The organism is Actinosynnema sp. NPDC023794, assembly GCF_040639675.1.
GTDB classification, from domain to species: domain Bacteria; phylum Actinomycetota; class Actinomycetes; order Mycobacteriales; family Pseudonocardiaceae; genus Actinosynnema; species Actinosynnema luteola.
In genome coordinates this window covers 114,061-137,547 of sequence record NZ_JBFAFR010000014.1, presented here as the reverse complement: position 1 = coordinate 137,547, position 23,487 = coordinate 114,061, and the positions used below count along the sequence as shown (strand labels likewise).

The following is a 23,487-nucleotide window of genomic DNA, read 5'->3' as shown; positions in this document are numbered from 1 at the left end:
CGCGGCACGGGTCGGCGTGCGTTCGATCACGCCGACCCGGTTGTGCGGCGGTCGGGCGGCGGCGCGAGGATGTCGGGGTGAGTTACGACGCGCTGCTCTGGCTGTCCTTCGGCGGACCGGAAGGACCCGACGACGTCCGCCCCTTCCTCGAGAACGTGACCCGGGGCCGGGGCGTGCCGCCCGAGCGGTTGGACGAGGTCGAGCAGCACTACCAGCACTTCGGCGGCGTGTCGCCGATCAACGCGCTCAACCGCGCCGCGATCGAGTCCGTGCGCGGCCTGGTCGACCTGCCGATCTACTTCGGCAACCGCAACTGGCACCCGATGGTCGAGGACACGCTGGCCGAGATGAAGGCCGCGGGCGTGCGGCGCGCCCTCGTCTTCCCGACCAGCGCCTACGGCGGCTACTCGGCGTGCCGGCAGTACGACGAGGACGTCCTGCGCGCGCGTGCGGCGGTCGAGGACGCGCCCGAGCTGGTCAAGCTGCGCCAGTTCTTCGACCACCCGCTGTTCGTGGCGTCGTTCGCGGACGCCGTGCGCGCCGCCGCGGCGCAACTGCCCGACGAGGACTACCGGCTGGTGTTCACCGCGCACTCGGTGCCGGTGTCGGCCGACAAGGCCGCCGGACCGCCCGAGGACGGCGGCCACCTCTACTCCCGGCAGGTCGCCGAGGCGTCCCGGCTCGTCGCGGAGGCCGTGGGCGCGGCCGACCACGACGTGGTGTGGCAATCCCGGTCCGGCCCGCCGCAGGTCCCGTGGCTGGAACCGGACATCGTGGACCACCTCGACACCCTCTACGACAAGGGTGTGCGCAACGTGGTGGTGTGCCCGATCGGGTTCGTCAGCGACCACCTGGAAGTGGTCTGGGACCTCGACACCGAGGCCCGTGAGCGGGCCCAGGAGCTGGGCATGGGCTTCGCCCGCGCGGCCACGCCCAACAACGACCCCCGGTTCGCCGAACTGGTGGCGGAACTCGTCGCCGAGCACGTGGCGGACGCCCCGGCCCGCAAGCTCTCGGACTTCCCCGCGCTGGGCTGCACGGTCGACGGCGCGTTCTGCGCCACGCGGTGCTGCGAACCCGTGAAACGGCCGGGTGCGGGCCGGTGAGCGTGGACTTCAGCTGGTCGCCGCGGCCCGCCGACTGGCGTGACGCGCTGCGGACCTCCGTGCCGCTGTACCGATGGGCGCCGTGGTTCGCCGCGGTGCTCGGGGCACTGGGCGTCGTCGTGCTGGTGATGGGCATGACGTGGGCGGGCGTGTTCGGGCTCGTGCTCGCTGTGATCATCATCGCACTCGTCCCGGTGGGCACCGCGGTGAACTTCCACAACCACCCGCTGGCGGCCAAGGCGGTGACGGGCACGGCGGACGCGCACTCGTTGCGGATGTCGGTCGGCGAGGCCGCGCGCAGCGAGCTGAGCTGGGCCGAGCTGCCCGGTTGGGTGGAGACGGGGCGCGGTTTCGTGCTGCGGACCGGCACGACCGCCGTGTACGCCGTGCCGCACCGCGCGTTCGCCGACGCCGAGGCGGTCGAGAAGTTCCGCTCCCTGCTCGTGGAACACGTCGGCCCGGCGGCCTGAGCTGTCGGCCGGCCCGCGTACCCTCGGTAGGCGTGTCTTGTGCGAGTGCGACGCTGGTCGTCTGGACGTCAGCCTGGCTGCATGGTGCGGCCGCGGCCGACGACGTCCTCGACGCCCTGGGGTTCTGGGCCGGTCTGCACGAAGTGGTGGCCGACGACGACGGCACCGCGACGGCGCTCGACCTGCCCGGCCCCGACGAGGCCCCGGTAGGCCCCGCGCTGCTGCTGGCGTCGTTGCGCCGCGCGTCCGCGACCACGGCCCGGCTGGTCATCCCCGTGCCCGGTGACGTGCGCGGGCTCGGCGCCAACGGCCCGCTCGGCAAGTCGGCGTTGCGCGCGGGCGAGGCCGCCGTGCTGCCCGAGGTCGGCGTGGGGCTGGTGCCGAAGCTGGTGGCCGACGGTGTCGTGCGGTGGACGGTGTTCGACCTGCCCGGCGCGCCGACCGGCGAGCACGTGCCGATCGGCGAGGCCGAGCACGGCCTGGCGTCGGCGATGCGCGAGGCGGCCACCGCGCTGGTGACGTTGGACGTGGCGCGGCACCGGCCGAACGTGCGCGCCGAGATCGCCGCGTTGTCCGCGGAGCACACGGCGCTGGAGTGGCCCGCCGGGATGCCGCCCCGTGCCCTGCGCGTGCTCCAGCGCGCCTCCGAGGTCGCCGCGATCCTGACCGTGGCGGCGTCCGACGCGCCGGGCGGAGCCGTGTCGGCGACCGCGACGAGGGCGCGGGACGAGGCGCTGCGGCCGTTGTCGGAAGCCGTGCGGCGCGCCCGGCTCGCGGCCGTGGACGAAGCCGTCCGGGTCCTTTCGGATCAGGGTGCCGGCCGCCATTAGGCGGTGGCCGCCGTCGAATATTCGACAGCTATTCGGTGACCTTCGAAATGGCCGGTTGTCCGGTGGCGAGAGGTCGAATCGAATATTCGACGGCGAACGTACTCCCGAACCGCTCGACCCCTGGGCCGAACAGGTGATCCGAGTGGCGGCCGTTCGCGCTCCGAATCGATTCCGGCAGAACGCTCGCCACGAATCCCGGCTGCGGTCGACGGTGTCATAAGGCCAGCTCAGCGGGCCTGGGATGGGGTGAGCCCCCGGGTATAGCCACGGATTATGTCCAGGTCAACCCCTCGTCAACACGAGGTGTCGTGCGTTACGGTACGTCTGGGAGCGCTCCCAGGCAGCTGTGTCGGTCTCGCGTCGAATGCCGATTCGGCGATATCGCTGGGAGCGCTCCCAGATGGCGGGTTGCTCGCAAGGAGGCGATGCATGAGTCTGCGCACGTTCGTACGTTCCCGGAAACTGACCGGGGCATTGGCGGTGACCTCGGTGGCGGCTCTGTCCGTGGCCGGGGTGGTGGCTTCGACCGCCACCGCCAACGCTGCTCCCGGTTGTCGGGTTTCGTATCAAATCAGTAGCCAGTGGCAAGGCGGATTCGGCGCCAACGTCACGGTCACCAACCTGGGTGACGCCATTTCCGGTGGGTGGACGCTGGAGTGGGACTTCGCCGCCGGCCAGCGGGTCCAGCAGGGCTGGAACGGCACGTTCTCCCAGTCCGGGGCGCGCGTGACGGTCCGCAACCCCTCGTGGGCCGGCAACCTCGGCACGGGCGCGTCGGTGACGCCGGGCTTCAACGGCTCGTGGACCGGGTCCAACCCGGCGCCCACGCAGTTCCGGTTGAACGGCACGGTGTGCACGGGGTCGGTCGACACGACGACCACCACGACCACCACGACGACGACCACCACGACCACGACGACCACCACCACGACCGGCACCAACCCGGGCGGTCCGAAGGTGGACAACCCGTACGTGGGCGCCGGCGTGTACGTGAACCCGCAGTGGTCGCGTCAGGCCGCCGCCGAGCCGGGTGGCTCGCGGATCGCGAACCAGCCGACCGGTGTGTGGTTGGACCGGATCAGCGCGATCGACGGCAACGACTCGCCGACGACGGGCACCATGGGTCTGGCTGATCACCTCGACGAGGCCGAGAAGCAGCGCGCGGCCCGTGCGGACGGCCAGTTGGTCTTCCAGTTCGTCGTCTACAACCTGCCCGGCCGCGACTGCGCCGCGCTGGCCTCGAACGGTGAGCTGAAGGCCGACGAGATCGGTCGCTACAAGACCGAGTACATCGACAAGATCACGAGCATCGTCGGCGACGCGAAGTACTCGAAGCTGCGCATCGTCGCGGTCATCGAGATCGACTCGCTGCCGAACCTGGTCACCAACGTCTCGCCGCGCCCCACGGCCGTGGCGAACTGCGACACGATGAAGGCGAACGGCAACTACGTCGAGGGCGTCTCGTACGCCGTCGGCAAGCTCGGTGCCATCTCCAACGTCTACAACTACATCGACTCCGGTCACCACGGCTGGATCGGTTGGGGCGACACCGTTCCCGAGTACGACAACTTCTTCGCCGCGGCGAAGCAGTTCGCGGCCATCCTCGGCAAGAACGGCGCCACCAAGGACAAGGTCCACGGCTTCATCACCAACACCGCGAACTACTCCGCGCTGGAGGAGCCGTACTGGACGGTCGACGACCTGGTCGGCGGTCGCCCGGTGAAGGAGAACGCCAAGTGGGTCGACTGGAACGACTTCAACGGTGAGCTGGGCTTCGCCACGGCGATGCGCACCGAGCTGATCAAGCAGGGCTTCGACAGCGGCATCGGCATGCTGATCGACACCTCGCGCAACGGCTGGGGCGGCCCGAACCGACCCACCGCGAAGTCGACCGCGACCACCGCGGACGCCTACGTGAACGAGTCGCGCATCGACCGCCGCTACCAGAAGGGCAACTGGTGCAACCAGGCCGGCGCCGGTCTGGGCGAGCGTCCGAAGGCCGCTCCGAAGCCGAGCATCGACGCCTACGTCTGGATCAAGCCGCCGGGTGAGTCCGACGGTGCGAGCAAGGAGATCCCGAACCCCGAGGGCAAGGGCTTCGACCGGATGTGCGACCCGACCTACGGCGGCAACGTGCGCAACGGCAACAACCCCTCGGGTGCTCTCGCCGACGCGCCGCTCTCGGGCCACTGGTTCTCGGCCCAGTTCCAGGAGCTCATGCGCAACGCCTACCCGGCGCTGTGACCATCGGCTGACCGGCACGACAACTGAATAGCTCTGCACACCCGTAGGCGGCGCCCATTCAGGGCGTCGCCTACGGGCATTATTCGGTTGTGCGCGCCTTTACCGTGGCACGGGTGGACGTCGACGAGATCACCGAGCGGTTGACCCTGCGGTTCGGGCCTCCGGTGGCCGAGTGGTGCGCGCGCGTGCCGGAGCAGGCGGCCGAGGCCGCCGCGCGTTGGGACCTCACCCTGGGCGACGTGATGCCGCCGGGCGCTTCGTCGGTCGTGGTGGCGTGTGCGCGTGGGGACGCGGCGCTGGTCCTGAAGCTGAGCCCGGACCCCGTGTTCCTGGCCGAGCAGGCGTCCGTGCTGCGGCACTTCGCCCTGTCCGGCCGGGTGCCGGCGGTGCTGGCCGAGGCGGACGGCGCGGTGCTGATGGAAGCCGTCCGGCCCGGGACGCCGGCCGACGAGCTGCCGACCCCGCCGTCACCGCGGGAGTGGGCCGACCTGGTGGCCGCGTTGCACACCGTGCCGACCGGGGGAGGGCCCTGGCAGACCCTGCGCGCCCGCTGCGAGGAGGCCTACACGCGCATCGGCCGCCGCTTGGCCGAACCCGCGGTGGCCGCCCACGTCTCGGAGCAGACGTGGACCCGCGCCCTGAACCGCTGCCGCGCGCTGCTCGACACCCAGCCGCAGGTGCTGCTGCACGGCGATCTCCACCTGGGCAACGTCCTGGGCGGCGGCAAGGTCCTGATGGCGATCGACCCGCGCCCGTGCGTGGGCGACCCGTGCTTCGACGTCGTGGACTACGCCCTGGCCGGCGCGGGCCGCGAGGGCGTGGCCGAGCGCGCGGCCGCCGTGGCCAAGGCCGCTTCCCTCGACCCGGACCGCCTGCACGACTGGTGCCGAGCCCTCGCGCCGATGATCGCCATCGCCTACCTGGACGACGAGGCGGCCCGCACAGAACTGCTCACCCTGGCCCGCTGACCCCGCTGTCACGTCCGCCCCGTGACGCGTCGCCCGAGCCGGTGCTTCGCACGAGTCCCCGCCCCAGGCAGGGATGCGGCAACGTCGTTTCGCCGTTGTCAGCCGGTGATTCCGCGCTGCGTCGGTGGTCGTGCGGCGTTCGCGGGCCGTGGCCCACGACCCGGCGGCGACCGGGGCAGGCGTGCGTCGCGGCGGGCGCCGAACTCGTCCACGCCACCGACGACCTCGGCGAGGGGCGTGACCTGCTGACCGCGCGGCGCGCGCTGTCACCCCGAGATCGACCTTCTGAATGGCGCTCCGCGACTCCGAGGGCGTTGCCGGCGCGGATCCGAGCGTGGTCTTCGCGGTAGGTGACGTCGTGGACCAGTGCGGCCGGTTCTCGATTGGCCGGTGTCCGCGCGGGTGGGCGGAGACGCGGGCGGAACTGCGCGCACGACGTCGGCCAAGCCGATGCTGCGCAGTGGGCCGGGCCGATGCTGCGCAGGAGTCCCCGCCCAGGGGACCCCTGTTTTCATTCTCCCAGAAGGGTCCGACAATTCGAGGCGCCGAAGGCTCCACCGAGTGCGAAACCCGAGGTGGAGTGGGTCCACGTCGACCGACGGCCCATCAGTGCGTAACTTCGGTGGAGTGACCTCTGACCTTCCCACCACCGCAGGCACCCTCCGCGCGGCCGGTCACCTGCCGCGCGGGGTCAAGGCCGAGATCCGGGAGAACCTCCTGGCCGCTCTCCGCGACGGCCGCGACCCGTGGCCCGGCATCGTCGGCTTCGACCGCACCGTCCTGCCGCAGTTGGAGCGCGCCCTCCTCGCGGGGCACGACGTGGTGCTCCTCGGCGAACGCGGGCAGGGCAAGACGCGGCTCCTGCGCACCATCGTCGGCCTGCTGGACGAGTGGACCCCGGTGATCGAGGGCGCCGAGCTGAACGAGCACCCGCTCGACCCCATCACCCCCGAGTCGAAGCGCCGCGCCGCCGAACTCGGCGACGACCTGCCCGTCACCTGGAAGCACCGCGACGAGCGGTTCGCCGAGAAGCTCGCCACGCCGGACACCAGCGTCGGCGACCTGGTCGGCGACGTCGACCCGGTCAAGGTCGCCCAGGGTCGCAGCCTCGGCGACCCGGAGACCATCCACTACGGCCTGCTGCCCCGCTCCCACCGCGGCGTCATCGCCGTCAACGAGCTGCCCGACCTGGCCGAACGCATCCAGGTCGCGCTGCTGAACGTGATGGAGGAACGCGACATCCAGATCCGCGGCTACACGCTGCGGCTCCCGCTGGACGTCCTCCTCGTCGCCACCGCCAACCCCGAGGACTACACCAACCGCGGCCGGATCATCACGCCGCTCAAGGACCGCTTCGGCGCGGAGATCCGCACCCACTACCCGCTGGAGATCGGCGCCGAGGTCGAGCTGGTCCGCCAGGAGGCCCACCTGGTCGCCGAGGTCGGCGACCACCTGCTGGAGGTCATCGCCCGGTTCGTGCGGCACCTGCGCGAGTCGTCCTCGATCGACCAGCGCTCCGGCGTCTCGGCCAGGTTCGCGGTCGCGGCGGCGGAGACGGTGGCCGCCAGCGCCCTGCGCCGCAGCGCGCTGATCGGCGAGAACCCGCCCATCGCCCGCCCGGTCGACCTGGAGTCGGTGACGGAGGTGCTGCGCGGCAAGCTGGAGTTCGAGGCGGGCGAGGAGGGGCGCGAGCAGGAGGTGCTGGTCCACCTGCTGCGCCGGGCGACCGCGGACACGGCGCGGTCCACGTTCGCGGGGATCGACCTGCGGCCGTTGGCCGAGCTGGTGTCCGACGGCCACCCCGTGGCCACCGGTGAACGCGTGCACCCCGGCGACATGCTGGCCGCGCTGCCGGAGCTGCCCGTGCTGCACGACGTGGCGCAACGGGTCGGCGCGGGCCCCAAGGACCCGGCGGGACGCATCGCGTCGGCCGTGGAGCTGGCGCTGGAATCGCTCTACCTGACCCGTCAGCTGTCCAAGGACAGCGACGACGACCGGACGGTGTACGGATGAGCGGCTACCGGTACGGCCGGTACGTCGACGGGCCGGACCCGCTGGCCCCGCCGACCGACCTGCGCGCGGCCATGGACGAACTCGGCCGCGAGGTCATGGAGGGCGCGTCACCCGCCTCGGCGCTGCGCGAGCTGCTGCGCCGGGGCCTGCCCGGCACGCGCGGCCTGGACGACCTGACCGCCCGGCTGTGGCAGAAGCGCGCCGCCCTCACCCGGCGTCACCGGCTCGACGGCACCTTGCAGGAGATCCAGCGGCTGCTGGAGGAGGCGTTGGCCGCCGAACGGGCCGCGCTGTTCCCCGACCCGGACGACGAGGCGCGGTTCCGCGAGGCCCGGCTGGACGCGTTGCCGCAGTCGACCGCGGCAGCCGTGAGCGAGCTGGCCGAGTACGACTGGCGCTCCCCGCAGGCCCGCGAGTCCTACGAGCAGATCCGCGACCTGCTCGGCCGCGAGCTGATGGACCAGCGGTTCCAGGGCATGAAGCAGGCCATGGAGAACGTCCGGCCCGAGGACGTGCAGCGCATCCAGTCCATGCTCGACGACCTCAACGGCCTGCTCGCCGCGCACGCCGCCGGCGAGGACACGGGCGAGCGGTTCGAGCGGTTCATGCGCGAGCACGGCGAGTTCTTCCCGGAGAACCCGAAGTCGGTCGACGAGCTGGTCGACGCGCTGGCCGCCCGGTCCGCCGCCGCCCAGCGCATGATGAACTCGCTGTCCGAGGAGCAGCGCCGGGAGCTGTCGTCGTTGTCGCAGCAGGCGTTCGGCAACTCGGGCGTCGGCGCGCAGCTGTCCCAACTGGACGCCCTGCTGCAAGGGCTGCGGCCCGGCGAGGACTGGAACGGCTCGGCGCGGTTCCGCGGCGACAACCCGCTGGGGCTGGGCGAGGGCGCGCAGGCGATGGCGGACCTGGCCGAGCTGGACGCGTTGGCCGAGCAGCTCTCGCAGGGCTACCCCGGCGCGCGGCTGGAGGACATCGACCTGGAGGCGCTGGTCCGGCAGCTCGGCGGCGAGGCGGGCGTCGACGCGCGGCGGCTGGCCGAGCTGGAACGCGAGCTGCGGTCGCAGAACCTGCTGGAACGCGCGCCGGACGGCTCGCTGCGGTTGACGCCGAAGGCGTTGCGGCGGTTGGGCGAGACGGCGTTGCGCGGCGTGCTCGACAGCGCACGCGAGCAGGGTCAGCGGGACAACTCGTCCGCCGGCGCGGCCGGTGAGCTGATCGGGTCGACGCGGCCGTGGCGGTTCGGGGACACCGAGCCGTGGAACGTGTCGCGGACCGTCACGAACGCCGTGCTGCGGTCGGCGGGCGGCCCGGTCGAGCTCGACGTGGTCGACGTCGAGGTGAGCGAGACCGAGCAGCGGTCACGAGCGGCGGTCGCGTTGTGCGTGGACACGTCCTGGTCGATGGTGCAGGACGGCCGGTGGGTGCCGATGAAGCGCACCGCGCTGGCGTTGCACCACCTGGTGCGGACCAGGTTCCGCACCGACGCGCTGGAGCTGATCACGTTCGGCCGGCACGCCGAGACCGTCGACATCGGGCAGCTCACCGCGTTGGAGGGGGTGTGGGAGCAGGGCACGAACCTGCACCACGCGCTGCTGCTGGCCGGTCGGCACGTCCGCAAGCACCCCGACGCCCAGCCGGTGGTCCTGGTGGTCACCGACGGCGAGCCGACCGCGCACCTGGAGCCGACCGGCGACGCCGAGTTCCAGTACCCGCCGCTGCCGCGGACCATCGGCAAGACCCTGGTCGAGGTCGACAACCTGGCCAGGCTCGGCGCGTCGATCACGGTGTTCCGGCTCGGCGACGACCCGAGGTTGACCAGGTTCGTCGACACGGTGGCCCGGCGGTCCGGCGGCCGGGTCGTCGCGCCCGGCGAGGACGGCCTGGGCGCGGCCGTGGTCAGCGACTACCTGCGGTCGCGCAAACGCCGTTGACGGAGGTGGCGCGTCCCCGGCCGGGTCCGCGCCACCCCGGGGTCACATCACGTGCGTGAACGAGCCCCAGCCGTGGCCGATCTGCTTGGGCGTCGAGAGCGCCAGGCCGTTGTTCGGGTAGTAGAGCAGTTCGCCGGCGGCGTCGACCCCGAGCACGTCCGCGTGCCCGTCGCCGCTGAAGTCGGACGCGAAGACCTGCGTGAACGCGTTCCAGCCGTGCCCGATCTGCTTCGGTGTGGAGAGCGCGAGGTTGTTGTTGGGGTAGTAGAGGAGTTCGCCGGCGGCGTTGACGCCGAGCACGTCGGCGTGTCCGTCGCCGCTGAAGTCGGCGGCCATGACGTGGGTGAACGCGTTCCAACCGTGGCCGATCTGCTTGGGCGTGGAGAGCGCGAGGTTGTTGTTGGGGTAGTAGAGGAGTTCGCCGGCGGCGTTGACGCCGAGCACGTCGGCGTGTCCGTCGCCGCTGAAGTCGGCGGCCATGACGTGGGTGAACGAGTCCCAGCCGTGGCCGATCTGCTTCGGTGACGAGAGCGCCAGGTCATTGTTCGGGTAGTAGTGCAGTTCGCCGGCGGCGTTGACGCCCAGCACGTCCGCGTGCCCGTCACCGCTGAAGTCGGCGGCCATGACCTGCGTGAACGAGCCCCAGCCGTGCCCGATCTGCTCGGGCGTGGAGAGCGCGAGGCCGTTGTTGGGGTAGTAGAGCAGCTCACCGGCCGCGTTGACGCCCAGCACGTCGGAATGCCCGTCACCGCTGAAGTCCGACACCCGTTCGAGGTCGGGCTCCTCCTGGCAGTTGCGGCTCGTGACGTCACGCCACGTGCGCGACGCCCCGGTGTAGGTGACCCCGTCGAACGTCGCCGCCACGCGCTCCGCACCGGCGAAGCCCCAGGTGGCGCTGCCGTCGCCGTTCGCGTCGAAGCCCTGCTCGTAGTGCAGGTGCGGGTGCCCGTTCGAGGTGGGGCCGCTCTTGCCGACCCGGCCGATCAGCTGACCCCGGGCGACCCGCGCCCCGACCCCGACCGCACGCGAGTCCAGGTGCAGGTAGGTGGTGAAGTGCCCGCCGCCGTGGTTGATCTGGATCATGTGACCGGCGTTGTCGTGGTAGGTGGACTTGTTCACCGTGCCGGCCGCCGGCGCCAGCAGGGCCGCGCCCAGGGTGCCCACCTGGTTCGGCTCGCGCACCATGTCCAGCGCGGGGCTGTGCGCCCACGTGTCCAGCCGCCACTCCTGCCCGCACTCGAACGGCAACTGGAACGCGGGCGCGGCCTGCGCCGGTGACGCGAACACCACCAGCCCGGCCGCGGCGGCCAGGCAAGCGCTCACGGCGGCACGCAGCCGTGCCGTTCTGCCTCGTGACATCCGAGGTCCTCCCCAACGGTCGTCCGGAAACCCGTCCCGACTGGGACACATCACCGTAGGGAAGCGACCAGGTGCCCGACTATCGGGCAAACGCCCGACAACGCGGCCGGCTCAGTCCTGCCGGTCCTCCTTGACCTCGTCCTTCGTCTCGCGCTCCCGTTCGGTCGAGGCGAGGGCCTTCTCGGTCGTGGCGTCGGGTTCGACCCGGTGCTTGCCGGGCCGCAGCGAGAAGTGGGACTCGTCGCGCATCCGCTCCACCATGTGCGGGTAGTGCAGCTCGAACGCGGGCCGCTCGGACCGGATCCGCGGCAGCTCGGTGAAGTTGTGCCGCGGCGGCGGGCACGTCGTCGCCCATTCGAGGGAATTGCCGAAGCCCCACGGGTCGTCGCGCTCGGCCGGGTCGCCGAACCGGTAGCTGCGCAGCACGTTCCACACGAACGGCAGCACGGACGCGCCCAGCAGGAATGCCCCGATCGTGGAGATCGTGTTCATCAGGGTGAAGCCGTCGCCGGGCAGGTAGTCGGCGTACCGGCGGGGCATGCCGATGTTGCCGAGCCAGTGCTGGATCAGGAACGTGCCGTGGAAGCCCAGGAACGTGGTCCAGAAGTGCAGCTTGCCCAGCGGCTCGTTGAGCATCCGCCCGGTCATCTTGGGGAACCAGAAGTACAGGCCCGCGTAGGTGGCGAACACGATCGTGCCGAACAGCACGTAGTGGAAGTGGGCCACCACGAAGTACGTGTCGGTGACGTGGAAGTCCAGCGGCGGCGAGGCCAGGATGATGCCCGTCAGCCCGCCGAGCAGGAACGTGATGAGGAACCCGATGCTGAACAGCATCGGCGTCTCCAGGGTGATCGACCCCTTCCACATGGTGCCGATCCAGTTGAAGAACTTGATGCCCGTCGGCACCGCGATCAGGAACGTCATCAGCGAGAAGAACGGCAGCAGCACCGCTCCGGTGGCGAACATGTGGTGCGCCCACACCGCCACCGACAGCGCCGCGATGGCGAACGTGGCGAAGACCAGCCCCTTGTAGCCGAACAGCGGTTTGCGGCTGAACACCGGGAAGATCTCCGACACGATGCCGAAGAACGGCAGCGCGACGATGTAGACCTCGGGGTGGCCGAAGAACCAGAACAGGTGCTGCCACAGGATCACGCCGCCGTTGGCGGGGTCGAACACGTGCGCGCCGAGGTGCCGGTCGGCGGCCAGGCCCATCAGCGCGGCGGTGAGGATCGGGAACGCCAGCAGGATCAGGATGCTGGTGACGAAGATGTTCCAGGTGAAGATCGGCATCCGGAACATGGTCATGCCGGGCGCGCGCAGGCAGCACACCGTCGTCACCATGTTGACCCCGCCGAGGATCGTGCCGAGGCCGGACACCGCCAGCCCCATGATCCACAGGTCCGGCCCGATGCCCGGGCTGTGGATGGCGCTGCTCAACGGCGTGTAGGCGGTCCAGCCGAAGTCCGCCGCGCCGCCGGGCGTGAGGAACCCGGCCATCACGGTCAGCCCGCCGAACAGGAACAACCAGTAGGAGAACGCGTTGAGCCGGGGGAACGCCACGTCCGGCGCGCCGATCTGCAGCGGCAGGATGTAGTTGGCGAAACCGAACAGGATCGGCGTCGCGTACAGCAGCAGCATGATCGTGCCGTGCATGGTGAACAGCTGGTTGTACTGCTCGTTGGACAGGAACTGGAGCCCCGGCCGGGCCAGCTCGCCCCGGATGAGCAGCGCCATCACGCCGCCGACCATGAAGAACATGAACGACGTGACCAGGTAGAGCATCCCGATCTGCTTGGGGTCGGTCGTGCGGAGCAGCCCCAGCAGCACCGAGCCCTTGGCGCGCCGTCGGGCCGCACCCGGGTGGGTGATCACGGGTTCCGGCTTGAGCGCGGTCATCCCGCCTCCCTCGTCCCGACGACGTGAGCCAGACCACATCGTCCCCCGGTCCGTGGCACGGGGCAAACGCTCAGCCCTGCTTGGGCACCGTGACCTGCTGTTCTATCGCGCCTGACGCCCGTTCGAGGAAGCGGAGCAACTCGACCGGGAACGGCAGCACCAGGGTCGAGTTCTTCTCCGCCGCCACCTCCACGATGGTCTGCAGCAGCCTGAGCTGCAGCGCGGCGGGCGTGGCGGACATGGCCGCGGCGGCCTCGGACAGCTTCTTCGACGCCTGCAGCTCGCCGTCGGCGGTGATGATGCGCGCCCGCCGCTCCCGCTCCGCCTCGGCCTGCCGCGACATGGACCGCTTCATGCTCTCCGGCAGCGCCACGTCCTTGATCTCGACCCGGTCGATCTCGATGCCCCAGGACACCGCCGGGTTGTCGATCATCAGCTCCAGGCCCTGGTTGAGGCGTTCCCGGTTGGACAGCAGGTCGTCGAGCTCGCTCTTGCCGATGATCGAGCGCAACGACGTCTGCGCGACCTGGAGCATGGCGAACCGGTAGTCCTCGACCGTGACGACGGCGCGCACCGCGTCGACCACCTTGAAGTACACGACGGCGTCCACGCGCACGGTGACGTTGTCGCGGGTGATGCCGTCCTGCGCCGGGATGGGCTGGGTGACGATCTGGAGGTTCACCTTCCGCAGCCGGTCGACGCCCGGCACGACCATGGTCAGCCCCGGCCCGCGCAGCGCGGGCCGCACCCTGCCGAAGCGGAACACCAGGCCCTGCTCGTACTGCTTGACGATGCGCGCGCTGCTCGCGAGGCCGACGGCGAACACGCCCAGCACACCGATGACGATGTCCAGGATCATCGCGACCATCTCCCAGGTCCCCTGGTCAGAGGGTACGCCCGCGTCCCGCGGTGCGGACGCTGCGTGGCCCGTCCGACCGGCGAGTTAGGGTCGTTCACATGCAGACCTGGTCATCCACTCCTGTCCCGCGGGTAGCGGGCGAGCCGCGCCCGTTGCGGCTGTTCGACACCGCCACCGGTGAGGTGCGCCCGACCGCCCCCGGCGCCACCGCCAGGCTGTACGTCTGCGGCATCACCCCGTACGACGCCACGCACCTCGGTCACGCGGCCACGTACCTGGCCTTCGACCTGGTCCACCGGGTGTGGCTGGACAACGGCCACGACGTCCACTACGTGCAGAACGTGACCGACATCGACGACCCGCTGCTGGAGCGGGCCGAGCGCGACCAGGACGACTGGGTGGTCCTGGGCATGCGGGAGACCGCGCTGTTCCGCGAGGACATGGTGAGCCTGCGGGTGCTGCCGCCGCGCGACTACGTGGGCGCGGTCGACGCGATCCCCGAGGTGGTCGAGGTCATCGGGAAGCTGCTGGCCGGCGGCGCGGCGTACCGGGTCGACGACCCCGAGCACCCGGACGTCTACTTCGACCACACGGCGACCGGGCGGTTCGGCTACGAGTCGAACTACGACCTGGAGACGATGGGCAGGTACTTCGCCGAGCGCGGCGGCGACCCGGACCGGCCCGGCAAGCGCCACCCGCTGGACGCCCTGCTGTGGCGCGCCGCCCGGTCGGGCGAGCCGTCGTGGCCGTCGGAGCTGGGCCCCGGCAGGCCCGGCTGGCACATCGAGTGCAGCGCCATCGCGCTGAACCGGCTCGGCACGTCGTTCGACGTGCAGGGCGGCGGGTCGGACCTGATCTTCCCGCACCACGAGTTCTCCGCCGCGCACGCCGAGGCGGCGACCGGCGAGCACCCGTTCGCCCGGCACTACGTGCACGCGGGCATGATCGGGCTGGACGGCGAGAAGATGTCCAAGTCGCGCGGCAACCTGGTGTTCGTGTCCAAGCTGCGCGCGCAGAAGGTCGACCCGAACGCGGTGCGGCTGGCGTTGTTCGCGGGCCACTACCGCGCCGACCGGCCGTGGAGCGACCGCCTGCTGGCCGAGGCCGAGGCGAGGCTCGCGAAGTGGCGGCTCGCGGGGTCGCTGTCGACGGGGCCGAGCGCGGTCGCCACCGTGGCCCGCCTGCGCGACCACCTCGGCGACGACCTCGACACGCCCAAGGCGCTGGCGGCGCTGGACGCGTGGGCGGCCGAGGCCCTCTCGACCGGCGGCTCGGACCACACGGGCCCGACCCTGTTCCGCGCTGCGGCCGACTCGCTGCTGGGCGTGGAGCTCTAAGCCTCGCGGATGCGCCGGGCGCGCTCGGCCCGACCGGACGCGGTGCCCGTCCGACCGGCGCCTTTCCGCTGGTCGTGGCGCACGCGAACGGGGCCGTCCCGCAGTGGGACGGCCCCGCCGGTCACGTCAGGCTCAGACGTCGAGCGTCCAGCTGTTGATGTAGCCCGTGTCCAGGTACGCCTGGTCGCGGACGCGCAGCTTCCAGGTGCCCGCGGCGGCCTCGGAGGAGGCGTTCACGGTGAAGGTGCGGTTGATGTTGTCGGTGCCGCCGCCGCTGCGGTTGTGCAGGTTGTACACCGAGCCGTCCGGCGCGACCAGGTCGACGATCAGGTCACCGATGTAGGTGTGCACGATGTTGACCTGCACGCTCGTGGTCGCCGAGGCGTTCGTGGCGCAGGTCAGCGCGATCGGGCTGGAGACGTCGGAGTTGTCGCCGATCGCCACGTCGGTGCCGTTGGTGACCGCGTCGCAGGCCCCGCCGGTGGACGTGACCGTCCACGAGAACGTGGTGCTGCCGGTGCGCGACGCCGCGTCGGTCGCCGTCACCGTCACCGAGGACGTGCCGGTGGCCGTCGGCGTGCCGGTGATCAGGCCCGAGGAGCTGATCGACAGGCCGGCGGGCAGGCCGGTGGCCGAGAACGTGTACGGCGCGGTGCCGCCGCTCGCGGACAGCTGCAGGCTGACCGCCGTGCCGACGACGGTCGACTGGTTGCCCGGGTTGGTCACGGACGGGCCGCCGGGGGTCGCCGTGCCGGTGAACAGCAGCTTGTTCGGCGAGCCGGTGCCCGGGCTGGTGATCTTGTCGGACGTGGCGGCGGCGACGATGGCCGCGTTCACCGTCGGCGGGGTCGCGGTCGGGTTGTCCGCCAGGTACAGCGCGGCGGCGCCGGCCACGTGCGGCGACGCCATCGACGTTCCGCTGATCGTGTTGGTGGAGGTGTCGTTGGTCATCCACGCCGAGGTGATGTTCTGGCCGGGCGCGAACAGGTCGGTGCAGGTGCCGAAGTTCGAGAACGAGGCGCGCGCGTCGGTGTTGGTGGACGCGTTCACGCTCAGCGCCTCGGCGACCCGCGCCGGGGAGTAGTTGCACGCGTTCGCGTTGGAGTTGCCCGACGCCACCGCGTAGGTGATGCCCGCGGCGATGGAGTTGCGCACCGCGGTGTCCAGGGCGGTGTCGACGCCGCCGCCCAGCGACATGTTGGCGACCGCGGGCTTGACGGCGTTCTGGGTGACCCAGTTGACGCCGTTCACCACGCCCGCCGTGGTGCCGGAGCCGGCGCAGTTGAGCACCTTGACCGCGATGAGCTGCACGCCCTTGGCGACGCCGTGCGCCGTGCCGCCGACGGTGCCGGCGACGTGGGTGCCGTGGCCGTTGCAGTCGGTGTTGTTCGAGTCGACCGTGTTGGTGCCCCAGGTCGCCCGGCCGCCGAAGTCGGAGTGGGTCGTCCGGATGCCGGTGTCGATGATGTACGCCCGCACGTTGCTCGCGGTCGTCGAGTAGTTGTAGGCGCTGTCCAGCGGCAGGTTGCGCTGGTCGATGCGGTCCAGGCCCCAGGACGGCGGGTTCTGCTGGACGGCGTCGACCGAGATCGGCAGGTCGGCCTGCACGAACGCGACCCGCGGGTCGGCGGCCAGGCGCCGCGCCTGCGCCGCGGACATGGTGGCGTGGAAGCCGTTGAGCGCGTGCTGCCAGGCCACGCGGACCTGGCCGCCGTACTTGTCGACCAGCGAGGACGCGGTCGAGGCGGACGCGGATCTCGGCGACGACGAGTCGTTGAGGGCCACGATGTAGGAGCCGGGGACGGCGTCGGCGCGCTCGGCGCCGAGCACGTCGCCCTCGGCCGCCGCCACGCCGACGTTCGCGAAGGCCAGCGCGGCGGCCGACACGGCGGCCAGGCCGAGCACGGCCAGTCTCCTGGTGGTTCGGGCGTCTCCCATGGAGGGTTCTCCCTTTGGGCAGGGCTGCGCGGCCGTGCCGGGCGGGTGCGCCGGTCGGCCGTGCGATGCAGGGGATGGGAACGTCCGCGCGAACGGGGTGGAGCGACCTGGTCACATGCATGGTCGGGACAAAACCGGTCGCTCGTTAGCGCCGATAGTCGTAACTACGTCGAATCAGGTTCGATCGAGCACGATCAGGACGGGTCGGAGGGCCGGTCGGGTGAACCCGGCGCGCCCAGTCGCTCGTCCCGGTACGTCCGCCAGTGCTTGAGCATGTTCGGCAGCTCGGCGTGGAAGAACTCGAAGAACATGAGGGTCTCGGAGATCCGCCTGCCCGCGGGCGTGTCGGCGCCGAGCGCGCTGATGCCCTCCTTGAGCGGTCCGGTCATCCGGCGGAGCATCTCGTCGCGGCGGAACAGCGCCTCGTACCAGAGGTCGTCGAGCACGCGGTAGATGTCGCGGCGCGTGCCCGTCTCCCGCTCCCGGCTCACCAGGCCGACCTGGGTGAGGTACCGGACCGCGCCGGAGATGGCGGCGGGGGAGACGCGCAGCAGGTCGGCCAGCTCGGCGGAGGTCATCTCGCCGGAGTCGGCGGCGAGCAGCGCGACGAACACCCTCGCGGGCATCCTCGCCATGCCGGACTCGGTGAACACCGAGGAGAAGCGCTCGATGAAGCGCAGCACGGCCTGATCGTCCCGCTCGTCCACCTGTGTCACCGCCGGATCATCCCTTCGAGGCCCTCTGACCGGGTGGCAGTTTATACGCTTCCTTAACTTCACGACTTTGTGAAATCACTGTAACTTACCGCTCATGACTGCTGCGATATCCGTGTCGGGCCTGGTCAAGACCTTCGGGCCGACACGTGCACTCGACGGTCTCGACCTGACCGTCCGCGAGGGGGAGGTGCACGGCTTCCTCGGCCCCAACGGGTCGGGCAAGTCAACCACCATCCGGGTCCTGCTGGGTCTGCTGCGCGCCGACGCGGGCTCCGCGTCGCTGCTGGGCGGCGACCCGTGGCGCGACACCGCCGAGCTGCACCGCAGGCTCGCCTACGTGCCCGGCGACGTGAGCCTGTGGCCGAACCTGACCGGCGGCGAGGTCATCGACCTGCTGGGCAGGCTGCGCGGCGGGCTGGACGAGAAGCGCCGCGCCGAGCTGCTGGAGCGCTTCGAGCTGGACCCGCGCAAGAAGGGCCGCGCCTACTCCAAGGGCAACCGGCAGAAGGTGGCCCTGGTCGCGGCGCTGGCCTCGGACGTGGAGCTGCTGATCCTGGACGAGCCGACCTCCGGGCTCGACCCGTTGATGGAGGCCGTGTTCCAGGAGGCGGTGAACGAGCTGCGCGGCAAGCGGACCGTGCTGCTGTCCAGCCACATCCTGGCCGAGGTCGAGGCGCTGTGCGACCGGGTCAGCATCATCCGCAACGGCCGCACCGTCGAGACCGGCACGTTGGCCGACCTGCGCCACCTCACCCGCACCAGCGTCTCCGCCGAGCTGGTCGGCGAGCCCTCCGGGCTGGCCGGGTTGACCGGCGTGCACGACCTCGTGGTCGAGGGGGACCGGGTGCGGTTCGAGGTCGACACCGACCACCTGGACGCGGCGCTGCGCGCGTTGGTCGGCAGCGGTGTCCGCACGCTGACCAGCCGGCCGCCCACGCTGGAGGAGCTGTTCCTGCGCCACTACGAGGACGAGCTGCCCGCCGGGCAGGCGGAGGGGGCGATGTCGTCGTGACCGGCCTCGGCTCGCTGGTGCGCCTGGCGCTGCGCCGCGACCGGCTGCTGCTGGCCGTGTGGGTCGTCGGCCTGGTCGGCATCACGCTGGCGACCGCGTCGACCGTCGGCGAGCTGTACGGCTCGCCGGAGTCGCGGCAGCAGCTGGGCGCGACGGCGGGCAGCAACCCGGCGTTCCTGGCCATGCTCGGCCCGCTCTACGACGCGTCGACGACCGGCGGCGTGCTGGCCTGGCGGTGGGGCGTGTTCGGCGCGCTGCTCGTCGGCCTGATGTGCATGTTCCTGGTCACCCGGCACACCAGGGCGGAGGAGGAGACGGGCCGGCTGGAGCTGATCGGCTCGGCCGTCGTCGCCCGGCACGCGCCGTTGGCCGCCGCCGTGGTGGTGGCGCTGCTGGCGAGCACGGTGATCGGCCTGCTCGTCGCGCTCGGCCTGACCGGCCTCGGCGAGTCGGCGTCCGGGTCGTTCGCGCTCGGCCTCGCCTTCGCGTCCGTCGGGTGGGTGTTCACCGGCGTCGGCGCGGTCAGCGCGCAGCTGTCGGAGAGCGCGCGCACGGCCAACGCGATCTCCGGCGCCGTGCTCGGTGTCGCCTACCTGCTGCGGGCCGTCGGCGACGCGGCGGGCGACGAGGGGCCGACCTGGCTGACCTGGCTGTCGCCGCTGGGGTGGCTGGAGCGGACGAGGGCGTTCGCGGGCGACCGGTACTGGGTGCTGCTGCTGCCGGTGGCGTTGTTCGCGGCGCTGGTCGCGGTCGCCGCGACGTTGGTGACCAAGCGCGACCTCGGCGGCGGCCTGGTGCCGACCCGGCTCGGCCCGGCCCGCGCGCCCGGCTCGCTGGGCAGCGCGTTCGGCCTGGCCTGGCGGTTGCAGCGGGGCATGCTGATCGGCTGGACGCTGAGCCTGTTCGTGCTCGGCGCCGTGTACGGCTCGGTCGCGCGCGGCGTGGAGCAGATGCTGGAGGCCAACCCGGCGTTGCAGCAGATCATCTCGCAGCTGGGCGGCGCGGGCGCGATCGTGGACGTCTACCTGGCGTCGATCATCGGCATCATCGCCCTGTTCAGCGCGATCTACGTGGTGCAGTCGACGTTGCGCCTGCGCGCCGAGGAGACCGAGTTCCGGGCCGAGCCGGTGCTGGCCACGCCGGTCAGCCGGTTCGCGTGGGTCGGCAGCCACCTGCTGTTCGCCACCGTCGGCACGCCCGTCGTGCTGGCCGCCGCCGGTCTGGGCGCGGGTCTGGTGCACGGCACGCGCGTCGGTGACGTCGGCGGCCAGGTCGTGCGGCTGGTCGGCGCGGCGTTGACGCACGTCCCGGCGGTCTGGGTGGTCGCGGGACTCGCGCTGGCGCTGTTCGCGCTCGTGCCGAAGCTGGCGTCGGCGAGCTGGGCGGTGATCGTGGTGTTCCTGGTGCTCGGCCAGCTCGGGCCGCTGCTCCAGCTCGACCAGTGGGCCATGGACCTCTCGCCGTTCACGCACATCCCCAAGGTGCCGGGCGCGGACGTGACCGCGACGCCGCTGCTGTGGTTGACGCTGGTCGCGGCGGCGCTGGTGGCGGTGGGGTTCGCCGGGTTCCGGCGGCGGGACGTCGGCTGAAAGTCTGAAGGAACTCTTTCGAAAGAAGTCTTTCAGGTATACCGTCGGGGCCATGGATCTCCCAGGGCCCCGACGGATCACCGATGTCGACGCGCTGAAGGCGCTGGCGCACCCGCTGCGCGTCTCGCTGCTGAACCAGCTGTTGGCGGTCGGTCCCCGCACGGCCAGCGAGTGCGCCGAGGCGGTCGGGTCGACCGCCTCCAACTGCAGCTGGCACCTGCGGCAGCTGGCGAAGTCGGGCTTCGTCGAACGGGTCGAGGCCGGCGACGGGCGGGAGCGGCCGTGGCGGGCCACCTCGGTCGGCTACGACGTCGGCGCGTTCGACGACGACCCGGAGGTGCGCACGCAGCAGGACGCGCTGCTCGCGTTGGGGCTCAACGAGGACAACCGGCTGGTGCAGCGGTTCCTGGACCGCCGGCACGAGGTGCCGCGCGAGTGGCTGGAAGCCTCCGCGATGCACGGCTACACGGTCAACGTGACGGCCGAGGAGCTGTCCGGCCTGCTCGGCATGATCGACGACATCCTGCGGCCGTACCTGGTGCCGGTGCGCCGGGACGCGCCCGAGGGCGCGCTGCCCGCGCACGTCGGCATCCGGGCGTTCCCGCGATGACCGGGCCGTTGGGTGTGCCCGCGTTCCGCAGGCTGTGGGTCGCCGGGTTCGTCTCCGAGATCGGCGACTGGGTGCTGCTGGTCGCGCTGCCGGTGTACGTGTACCAGCGCACCGGCTCGGCCGCGGCGACCGCGACGACGTTCGTGGTGGCGTTGCTGCCGAGCCTGGCGCTGTCGCCGCTGGCCGGCGTGCTGGCCGACCGCTGGGACCGGCGGAAGCTGATGCTGGTGGTGAGCCTCGCGCAGGCGGTCGCGCTGCTGCCGCTGCTGACCGGCGACCTGGTGCTGGTGAACGTGGTGACGGCGGTGCAGGCCGGGCTGGCGGCCTTGTTCGAACCGGCCAAGAACGCGTTGCTGCCGACGCTGGTGCCGCGCGACCAGGTGCCGGCGGCCAACGGGCTGGTGGGCTTGAACGCCAACCTGGCGCGGCTGGTCGGCGCGTCGCTCGGCGGCCTGCTCCTCGGCTACACCGGGCTGGCGGGCGTGGTGCTCGCGGACGTGGCGTCGTTCCTGCTCGCGGCGGCGCTGCTGGCGACGCTCGGCACGCGGGACCCCGTCCGTGCGGCGGGGAAACCCGCGTGGCGGGCCTGGCTGGACGGCCTGCGCGAGATCCGCGGCCCGTTGCGGCCGATGGTCGCCGTGGTCGGGTTGATGGCGACCGGCCAGGGCCTGTTCGTGGTGCTGTTCGTGGTGTTCGTGACCGAACGGCTCGGCGGCGGCGCGGCCGAGGTGGGGTTGCTGCGCGGCGTGCAGGCGGTGGGCGGGTTGCTCGGCGGCCTGCTGGTCGGCGTGCTGGCCCGCCGGCTCGAGCCCGGCAGGCTCCTCGGCGTGTCGCTGCTCGGCTTCGCCGCGGTCGCCGCGCTCGGCTGGAACGGGCCGCCCGTGACCACCGCACTGGTGTTCTACCTGGCCGCGTTCGTGGTGGTGGGCGTGCCGGGCGTGATCGCGGGCGCCGGGATGATGTCGGTGCTCCAGCTGCACGCGTCCGACGAGGTGCGCGGCCGGGTGATGGCGACGTTCGTCAGCCTCTACGACGGCGGTCAGGCGCTCGGCATGGTGCTCGCCGGCGCCCTCACGCCCGTGCTCGGCCTGTCCGCGCTGCTCAACGGCCAGGCCGCGCTCTACCTGGCGGCCGGCGTGCTGGCGCTGCTCACCCTCGGCGCCCGGGTTCCGGTCAGCCCTCCGGGAACGTGAGGTCAAGGCGACCGGCCAGGGCGGCGTGCCGGCTCACGCTGGAGTTGATCGGGCTGCGGGTGGGCCGGATCGACGGCTGCGGCGGGTCGTCGGGTCGGGCGGAGTCACATCCCGGTGGGCCCGCGGCCCGGCCCGCGGCCACGCCGCCGCAGGTACCGCTCGAACTCGGCCGCGATCGCGTCGCCGCTCGCCTCGGTGATCTGGATCTCCGCGTCCCCGCGCTCCTCCAGCGCCCGCACGTAGTTGCGCACGTCCTCGTCCTCGTCGGCCATCTCGCTGACCGTGCGCTCCCACTCCTCGGCCTGCTCGGGCAGCGCGCCGAGCGGCACCTCGACGTCCAGCACCTCCTCGACCCGGTGCAGCAGCGCCAGCGTCGCCTTCGGCGAGGGCGGCTGGGACACGTAGTGCGGCACGGCCGCCCAGAACGAGATCGCGGGCACGCCCGCCTGCACGCACAGGTCCTGGAACACGCCGACGATCCCGGTCGGCCCCTCGTACCGCGACCGCTCCAGCCCGTACTTCGCCGCCGCCGCCTCGTCGTACGCCGTCCCCGTGACGGGCACCGGCCGGGTGTGCGGGGTGTCCATCAGCAGCGCGCCCAGCGTGACCACGGTGGTCACGCCCAGGTCCTCGATGTGGCCGAGCAGCTCGGCGGCGAACTTCCGCCACCGCATGTTCGGCTCGATCCCGTGCACCAGCACCACGTCGGTGGACGACCCGGGCGGGCGGCAGACCGACAGGCGGGTCGTCGGGAATTCAACCCGTCGGGTGACACCGTCCACCAGGCGGACGGTGGGTCGAGTCACCTGGAAGTCGTAGTAGTCGTCCGGATCGATCTCCGCCAACGGCGTCGCGTCCCACGTGAGTTGCAGGTGTTCGATCGCCGTGCTGGCGGCGTCGCCAGCATCGTTCCACCCCTCGAACGCCGCCACCATGATCGGGTTGGTGAGCGGTTCGCTGGGGTCGAAGGGGGTCTGGGCGGCCTGGTCCGGATCGGTCACGCGGCCAGACTACGACCACCGCCGCACACCCGACGCCGTAGGCTTGGCGCATGTCGGTTCGTGTCACGCCGCCGTTCCCCGGCGCGCCCGCCGACCGCGTCCTCCTCGCGGACCGCGCGAGGGGCGCCACGCTCCGGTCCGCCGAGCCGACCACCCATGAATTCGCAGGTCAAGAGGGTCGCGGCGAAATCTTGAACGTGATCACGTCCGACGCCGTGCGCCCAGCGCGCCACGGCTGCCCCGAAACCGGCGCGGACGCCGTGAAGACCAACACCTTCGGGGTCGATCTCGCCGGTTCGTCCTCGACCCGGCTGGACCGGGCGCCGAGTCGCCCAGCCTCGGTCACGCTCCGTGCGCAACGCTGCGGGATACTTGCCTCGAACAGGTGAAGGACACGACCACGCGTGATCAA

The 23,487-nt window shown here is 71.7% G+C and carries 19 protein-coding genes; 13 read left to right on the top strand and 6 right to left on the bottom strand.

Going from position 1 to position 23,487, the window contains the following annotated elements:
• The first annotated feature begins 77 nt into the window (after positions 1-77).
• The 7 genes from AB0H12_RS26415 (at position 78) to AB0H12_RS26385 (ending at position 9,562) form a co-directional block, all read left to right on the top strand.
• Positions 78-1,106 (top strand): ferrochelatase, encoded by a 1,029-nt coding sequence (locus tag AB0H12_RS26415; RefSeq protein ID WP_499626224.1) that lies wholly within the window; start codon positions 78-80, stop codon positions 1,104-1,106.
• Positions 1,103-1,576, top strand: a complete 474-nt coding sequence (locus AB0H12_RS26410; protein ID WP_499626222.1) for a YcxB family protein — start codon at positions 1,103-1,105, stop codon at positions 1,574-1,576. Before AB0H12_RS26415 ends, AB0H12_RS26410 begins: the two co-directional genes overlap by 4 nt.
• 32 nt (positions 1,577-1,608) lie before the next feature.
• Positions 1,609-2,406, top strand: a complete 798-nt coding sequence (locus AB0H12_RS26405; RefSeq protein WP_499626220.1) for an Rv1486c family protein — start codon at positions 1,609-1,611, stop codon at positions 2,404-2,406.
• Between the two features lie 429 nt (positions 2,407-2,835).
• Positions 2,836-4,650 (top strand): glycoside hydrolase family 6 protein, encoded by a 1,815-nt coding sequence (locus AB0H12_RS26400; RefSeq protein WP_499626217.1) that lies wholly within the window; start codon positions 2,836-2,838, stop codon positions 4,648-4,650.
• A 113-nt stretch (positions 4,651-4,763) separates the two neighbouring features.
• Positions 4,764-5,618 (top strand): aminoglycoside phosphotransferase family protein, encoded by an 855-nt coding sequence (locus AB0H12_RS26395; RefSeq protein ID WP_499626215.1) that lies wholly within the window; start codon positions 4,764-4,766, stop codon positions 5,616-5,618.
• A 627-nt stretch (positions 5,619-6,245) separates the two neighbouring features.
• A complete protein-coding gene (locus AB0H12_RS26390; RefSeq protein WP_499626213.1) occupies positions 6,246-7,631 on the top strand; it encodes a sigma 54-interacting transcriptional regulator in 1,386 nt (461 codons plus the stop codon).
• Positions 7,628-9,562 (top strand): vWA domain-containing protein, encoded by a 1,935-nt coding sequence (locus AB0H12_RS26385; protein WP_499626211.1) that lies wholly within the window; start codon positions 7,628-7,630, stop codon positions 9,560-9,562. Before AB0H12_RS26390 ends, AB0H12_RS26385 begins: the two co-directional genes overlap by 4 nt.
• A gap of 42 nt (positions 9,563-9,604) precedes the next feature.
• On the opposite strand, the gene AB0H12_RS26380 is transcribed toward AB0H12_RS26385, so the two are convergent.
• The 3 genes from AB0H12_RS26380 to AB0H12_RS26370 all read right to left on the bottom strand — a co-directional run bounded on the left by AB0H12_RS26380 (position 9,605) and on the right by AB0H12_RS26370 (position 13,679).
• Positions 9,605-10,921 carry an FG-GAP-like repeat-containing protein gene (locus tag AB0H12_RS26380; RefSeq protein WP_499626209.1) on the bottom strand — a complete coding sequence of 439 codons (1,317 nt, stop codon included), beginning with the start codon at positions 10,919-10,921 and terminating at the stop codon, positions 9,605-9,607.
• 111 nt (positions 10,922-11,032) lie between these two features.
• Positions 11,033-12,820: an aa3-type cytochrome oxidase subunit I gene (gene ctaD / locus AB0H12_RS26375; protein WP_230565719.1), complete on the bottom strand. Its 1,788-nt coding sequence runs from the start codon at positions 12,818-12,820 to the stop codon at positions 11,033-11,035.
• Between the two features lie 70 nt (positions 12,821-12,890).
• Positions 12,891-13,679, bottom strand: coding sequence for an SPFH domain-containing protein (locus tag AB0H12_RS26370; RefSeq protein WP_499626371.1), 789 nt, complete (start codon positions 13,677-13,679; stop codon positions 12,891-12,893).
• Between the two features lie 98 nt (positions 13,680-13,777).
• On the opposite strand from AB0H12_RS26370, the gene mshC reads away from it, so the two are divergent.
• Complete coding sequence (gene mshC / locus AB0H12_RS26365) at positions 13,778-15,016, top strand: cysteine--1-D-myo-inosityl 2-amino-2-deoxy-alpha-D-glucopyranoside ligase (protein ID WP_499626207.1); 1,239 nt, start codon at positions 13,778-13,780, stop codon at positions 15,014-15,016.
• A 132-nt stretch (positions 15,017-15,148) separates the two neighbouring features.
• Here mshC and AB0H12_RS26360 read toward each other — a convergent pair whose 3' ends face one another.
• The gene (locus tag AB0H12_RS26360; RefSeq protein ID WP_499626205.1) at positions 15,149-16,954 is read right to left on the bottom strand and encodes a S8 family peptidase; all 1,806 of its coding nucleotides are present in this window, start codon (positions 16,952-16,954) and stop codon (positions 15,149-15,151) included.
• A 194-nt stretch (positions 16,955-17,148) separates the two neighbouring features.
• Positions 17,149-17,670, bottom strand: a complete 522-nt coding sequence (locus AB0H12_RS26355) for a GbsR/MarR family transcriptional regulator (protein ID WP_499626203.1) — start codon at positions 17,668-17,670, stop codon at positions 17,149-17,151.
• 94 nt (positions 17,671-17,764) lie between these two features.
• Here AB0H12_RS26355 and AB0H12_RS26350 point away from each other — a divergent pair, with 94 nt between their 5' ends.
• The 4 genes from AB0H12_RS26350 to AB0H12_RS26335 are packed head-to-tail and all read left to right on the top strand — an operon-like array spanning position 17,765 to position 22,074.
• Complete coding sequence (locus AB0H12_RS26350; protein WP_499626202.1) at positions 17,765-18,682, top strand: ABC transporter ATP-binding protein; 918 nt, start codon at positions 17,765-17,767, stop codon at positions 18,680-18,682.
• Positions 18,679-20,271, top strand: coding sequence for an ABC transporter permease (locus AB0H12_RS26345; RefSeq protein WP_499626199.1), 1,593 nt, complete (start codon positions 18,679-18,681; stop codon positions 20,269-20,271). Before AB0H12_RS26350 ends, AB0H12_RS26345 begins: the two co-directional genes overlap by 4 nt.
• Positions 20,272-20,323: 52 nt before the next feature.
• On the top strand, positions 20,324-20,881 hold the full coding sequence (locus AB0H12_RS26340) for an ArsR/SmtB family transcription factor (protein ID WP_499626198.1): 558 nt from the start codon (positions 20,324-20,326) through the stop codon (positions 20,879-20,881).
• Positions 20,878-22,074, top strand: coding sequence for an MFS transporter (locus AB0H12_RS26335; protein WP_499626196.1), 1,197 nt, complete (start codon positions 20,878-20,880; stop codon positions 22,072-22,074). The genes AB0H12_RS26340 and AB0H12_RS26335 overlap by 4 nt, the downstream gene beginning before the upstream one ends.
• A 104-nt stretch (positions 22,075-22,178) precedes the next feature.
• Here the strand turns inward: AB0H12_RS26335 and AB0H12_RS26330 are convergent, their stop codons facing one another.
• The gene (locus AB0H12_RS26330) at positions 22,179-23,075 is read right to left on the bottom strand and encodes a PAC2 family protein (RefSeq protein ID WP_308257160.1); all 897 of its coding nucleotides are present in this window, start codon (positions 23,073-23,075) and stop codon (positions 22,179-22,181) included.
• A 50-nt stretch (positions 23,076-23,125) separates the two neighbouring features.
• On the opposite strand from AB0H12_RS26330, the gene AB0H12_RS26325 reads away from it, so the two are divergent.
• Positions 23,126-23,464 (top strand): hypothetical protein, encoded by a 339-nt coding sequence (locus AB0H12_RS26325; protein ID WP_499626193.1) that lies wholly within the window; start codon positions 23,126-23,128, stop codon positions 23,462-23,464.
• Positions 23,465-23,487: the final 23 nt, after the last annotated feature.

Excerpts from the sequence above, each read along its gene's own strand:
- AB0H12_RS26400 (WP_499626217.1), top strand. The coding sequence starts at position 2,836 with ATGAGTCTGCGCACGTTCGTACGTTCCCGGAAACTGACCGGGGCATTG.
- AB0H12_RS26385 (WP_499626211.1), top strand. The coding sequence starts at position 7,628 with ATGAGCGGCTACCGGTACGGCCGGTACGTCGACGGGCCGGACCCGCTG.
- AB0H12_RS26380 (WP_499626209.1), bottom strand. The coding sequence starts at position 10,921 with ATGTCACGAGGCAGAACGGCACGGCTGCGTGCCGCCGTGAGCGCTTGC.
- ctaD (WP_230565719.1), bottom strand. The coding sequence starts at position 12,820 with ATGACCGCGCTCAAGCCGGAACCCGTGATCACCCACCCGGGTGCGGCC.
- AB0H12_RS26370 (WP_499626371.1), bottom strand. The coding sequence starts at position 13,679 with ATGATCCTGGACATCGTCATCGGTGTGCTGGGCGTGTTCGCCGTCGGC.
- mshC (WP_499626207.1), top strand. The coding sequence starts at position 13,778 with ATGCAGACCTGGTCATCCACTCCTGTCCCGCGGGTAGCGGGCGAGCCG.
- AB0H12_RS26360 (WP_499626205.1), bottom strand. The coding sequence starts at position 16,954 with ATGGGAGACGCCCGAACCACCAGGAGACTGGCCGTGCTCGGCCTGGCC.
- AB0H12_RS26350 (WP_499626202.1), top strand. The coding sequence starts at position 17,765 with ATGACTGCTGCGATATCCGTGTCGGGCCTGGTCAAGACCTTCGGGCCG.
- AB0H12_RS26340 (WP_499626198.1), top strand. The coding sequence starts at position 20,324 with ATGGATCTCCCAGGGCCCCGACGGATCACCGATGTCGACGCGCTGAAG.
- AB0H12_RS26335 (WP_499626196.1), top strand. The coding sequence starts at position 20,878 with ATGACCGGGCCGTTGGGTGTGCCCGCGTTCCGCAGGCTGTGGGTCGCC.
- AB0H12_RS26325 (WP_499626193.1), top strand. The coding sequence starts at position 23,126 with ATGTCGGTTCGTGTCACGCCGCCGTTCCCCGGCGCGCCCGCCGACCGC.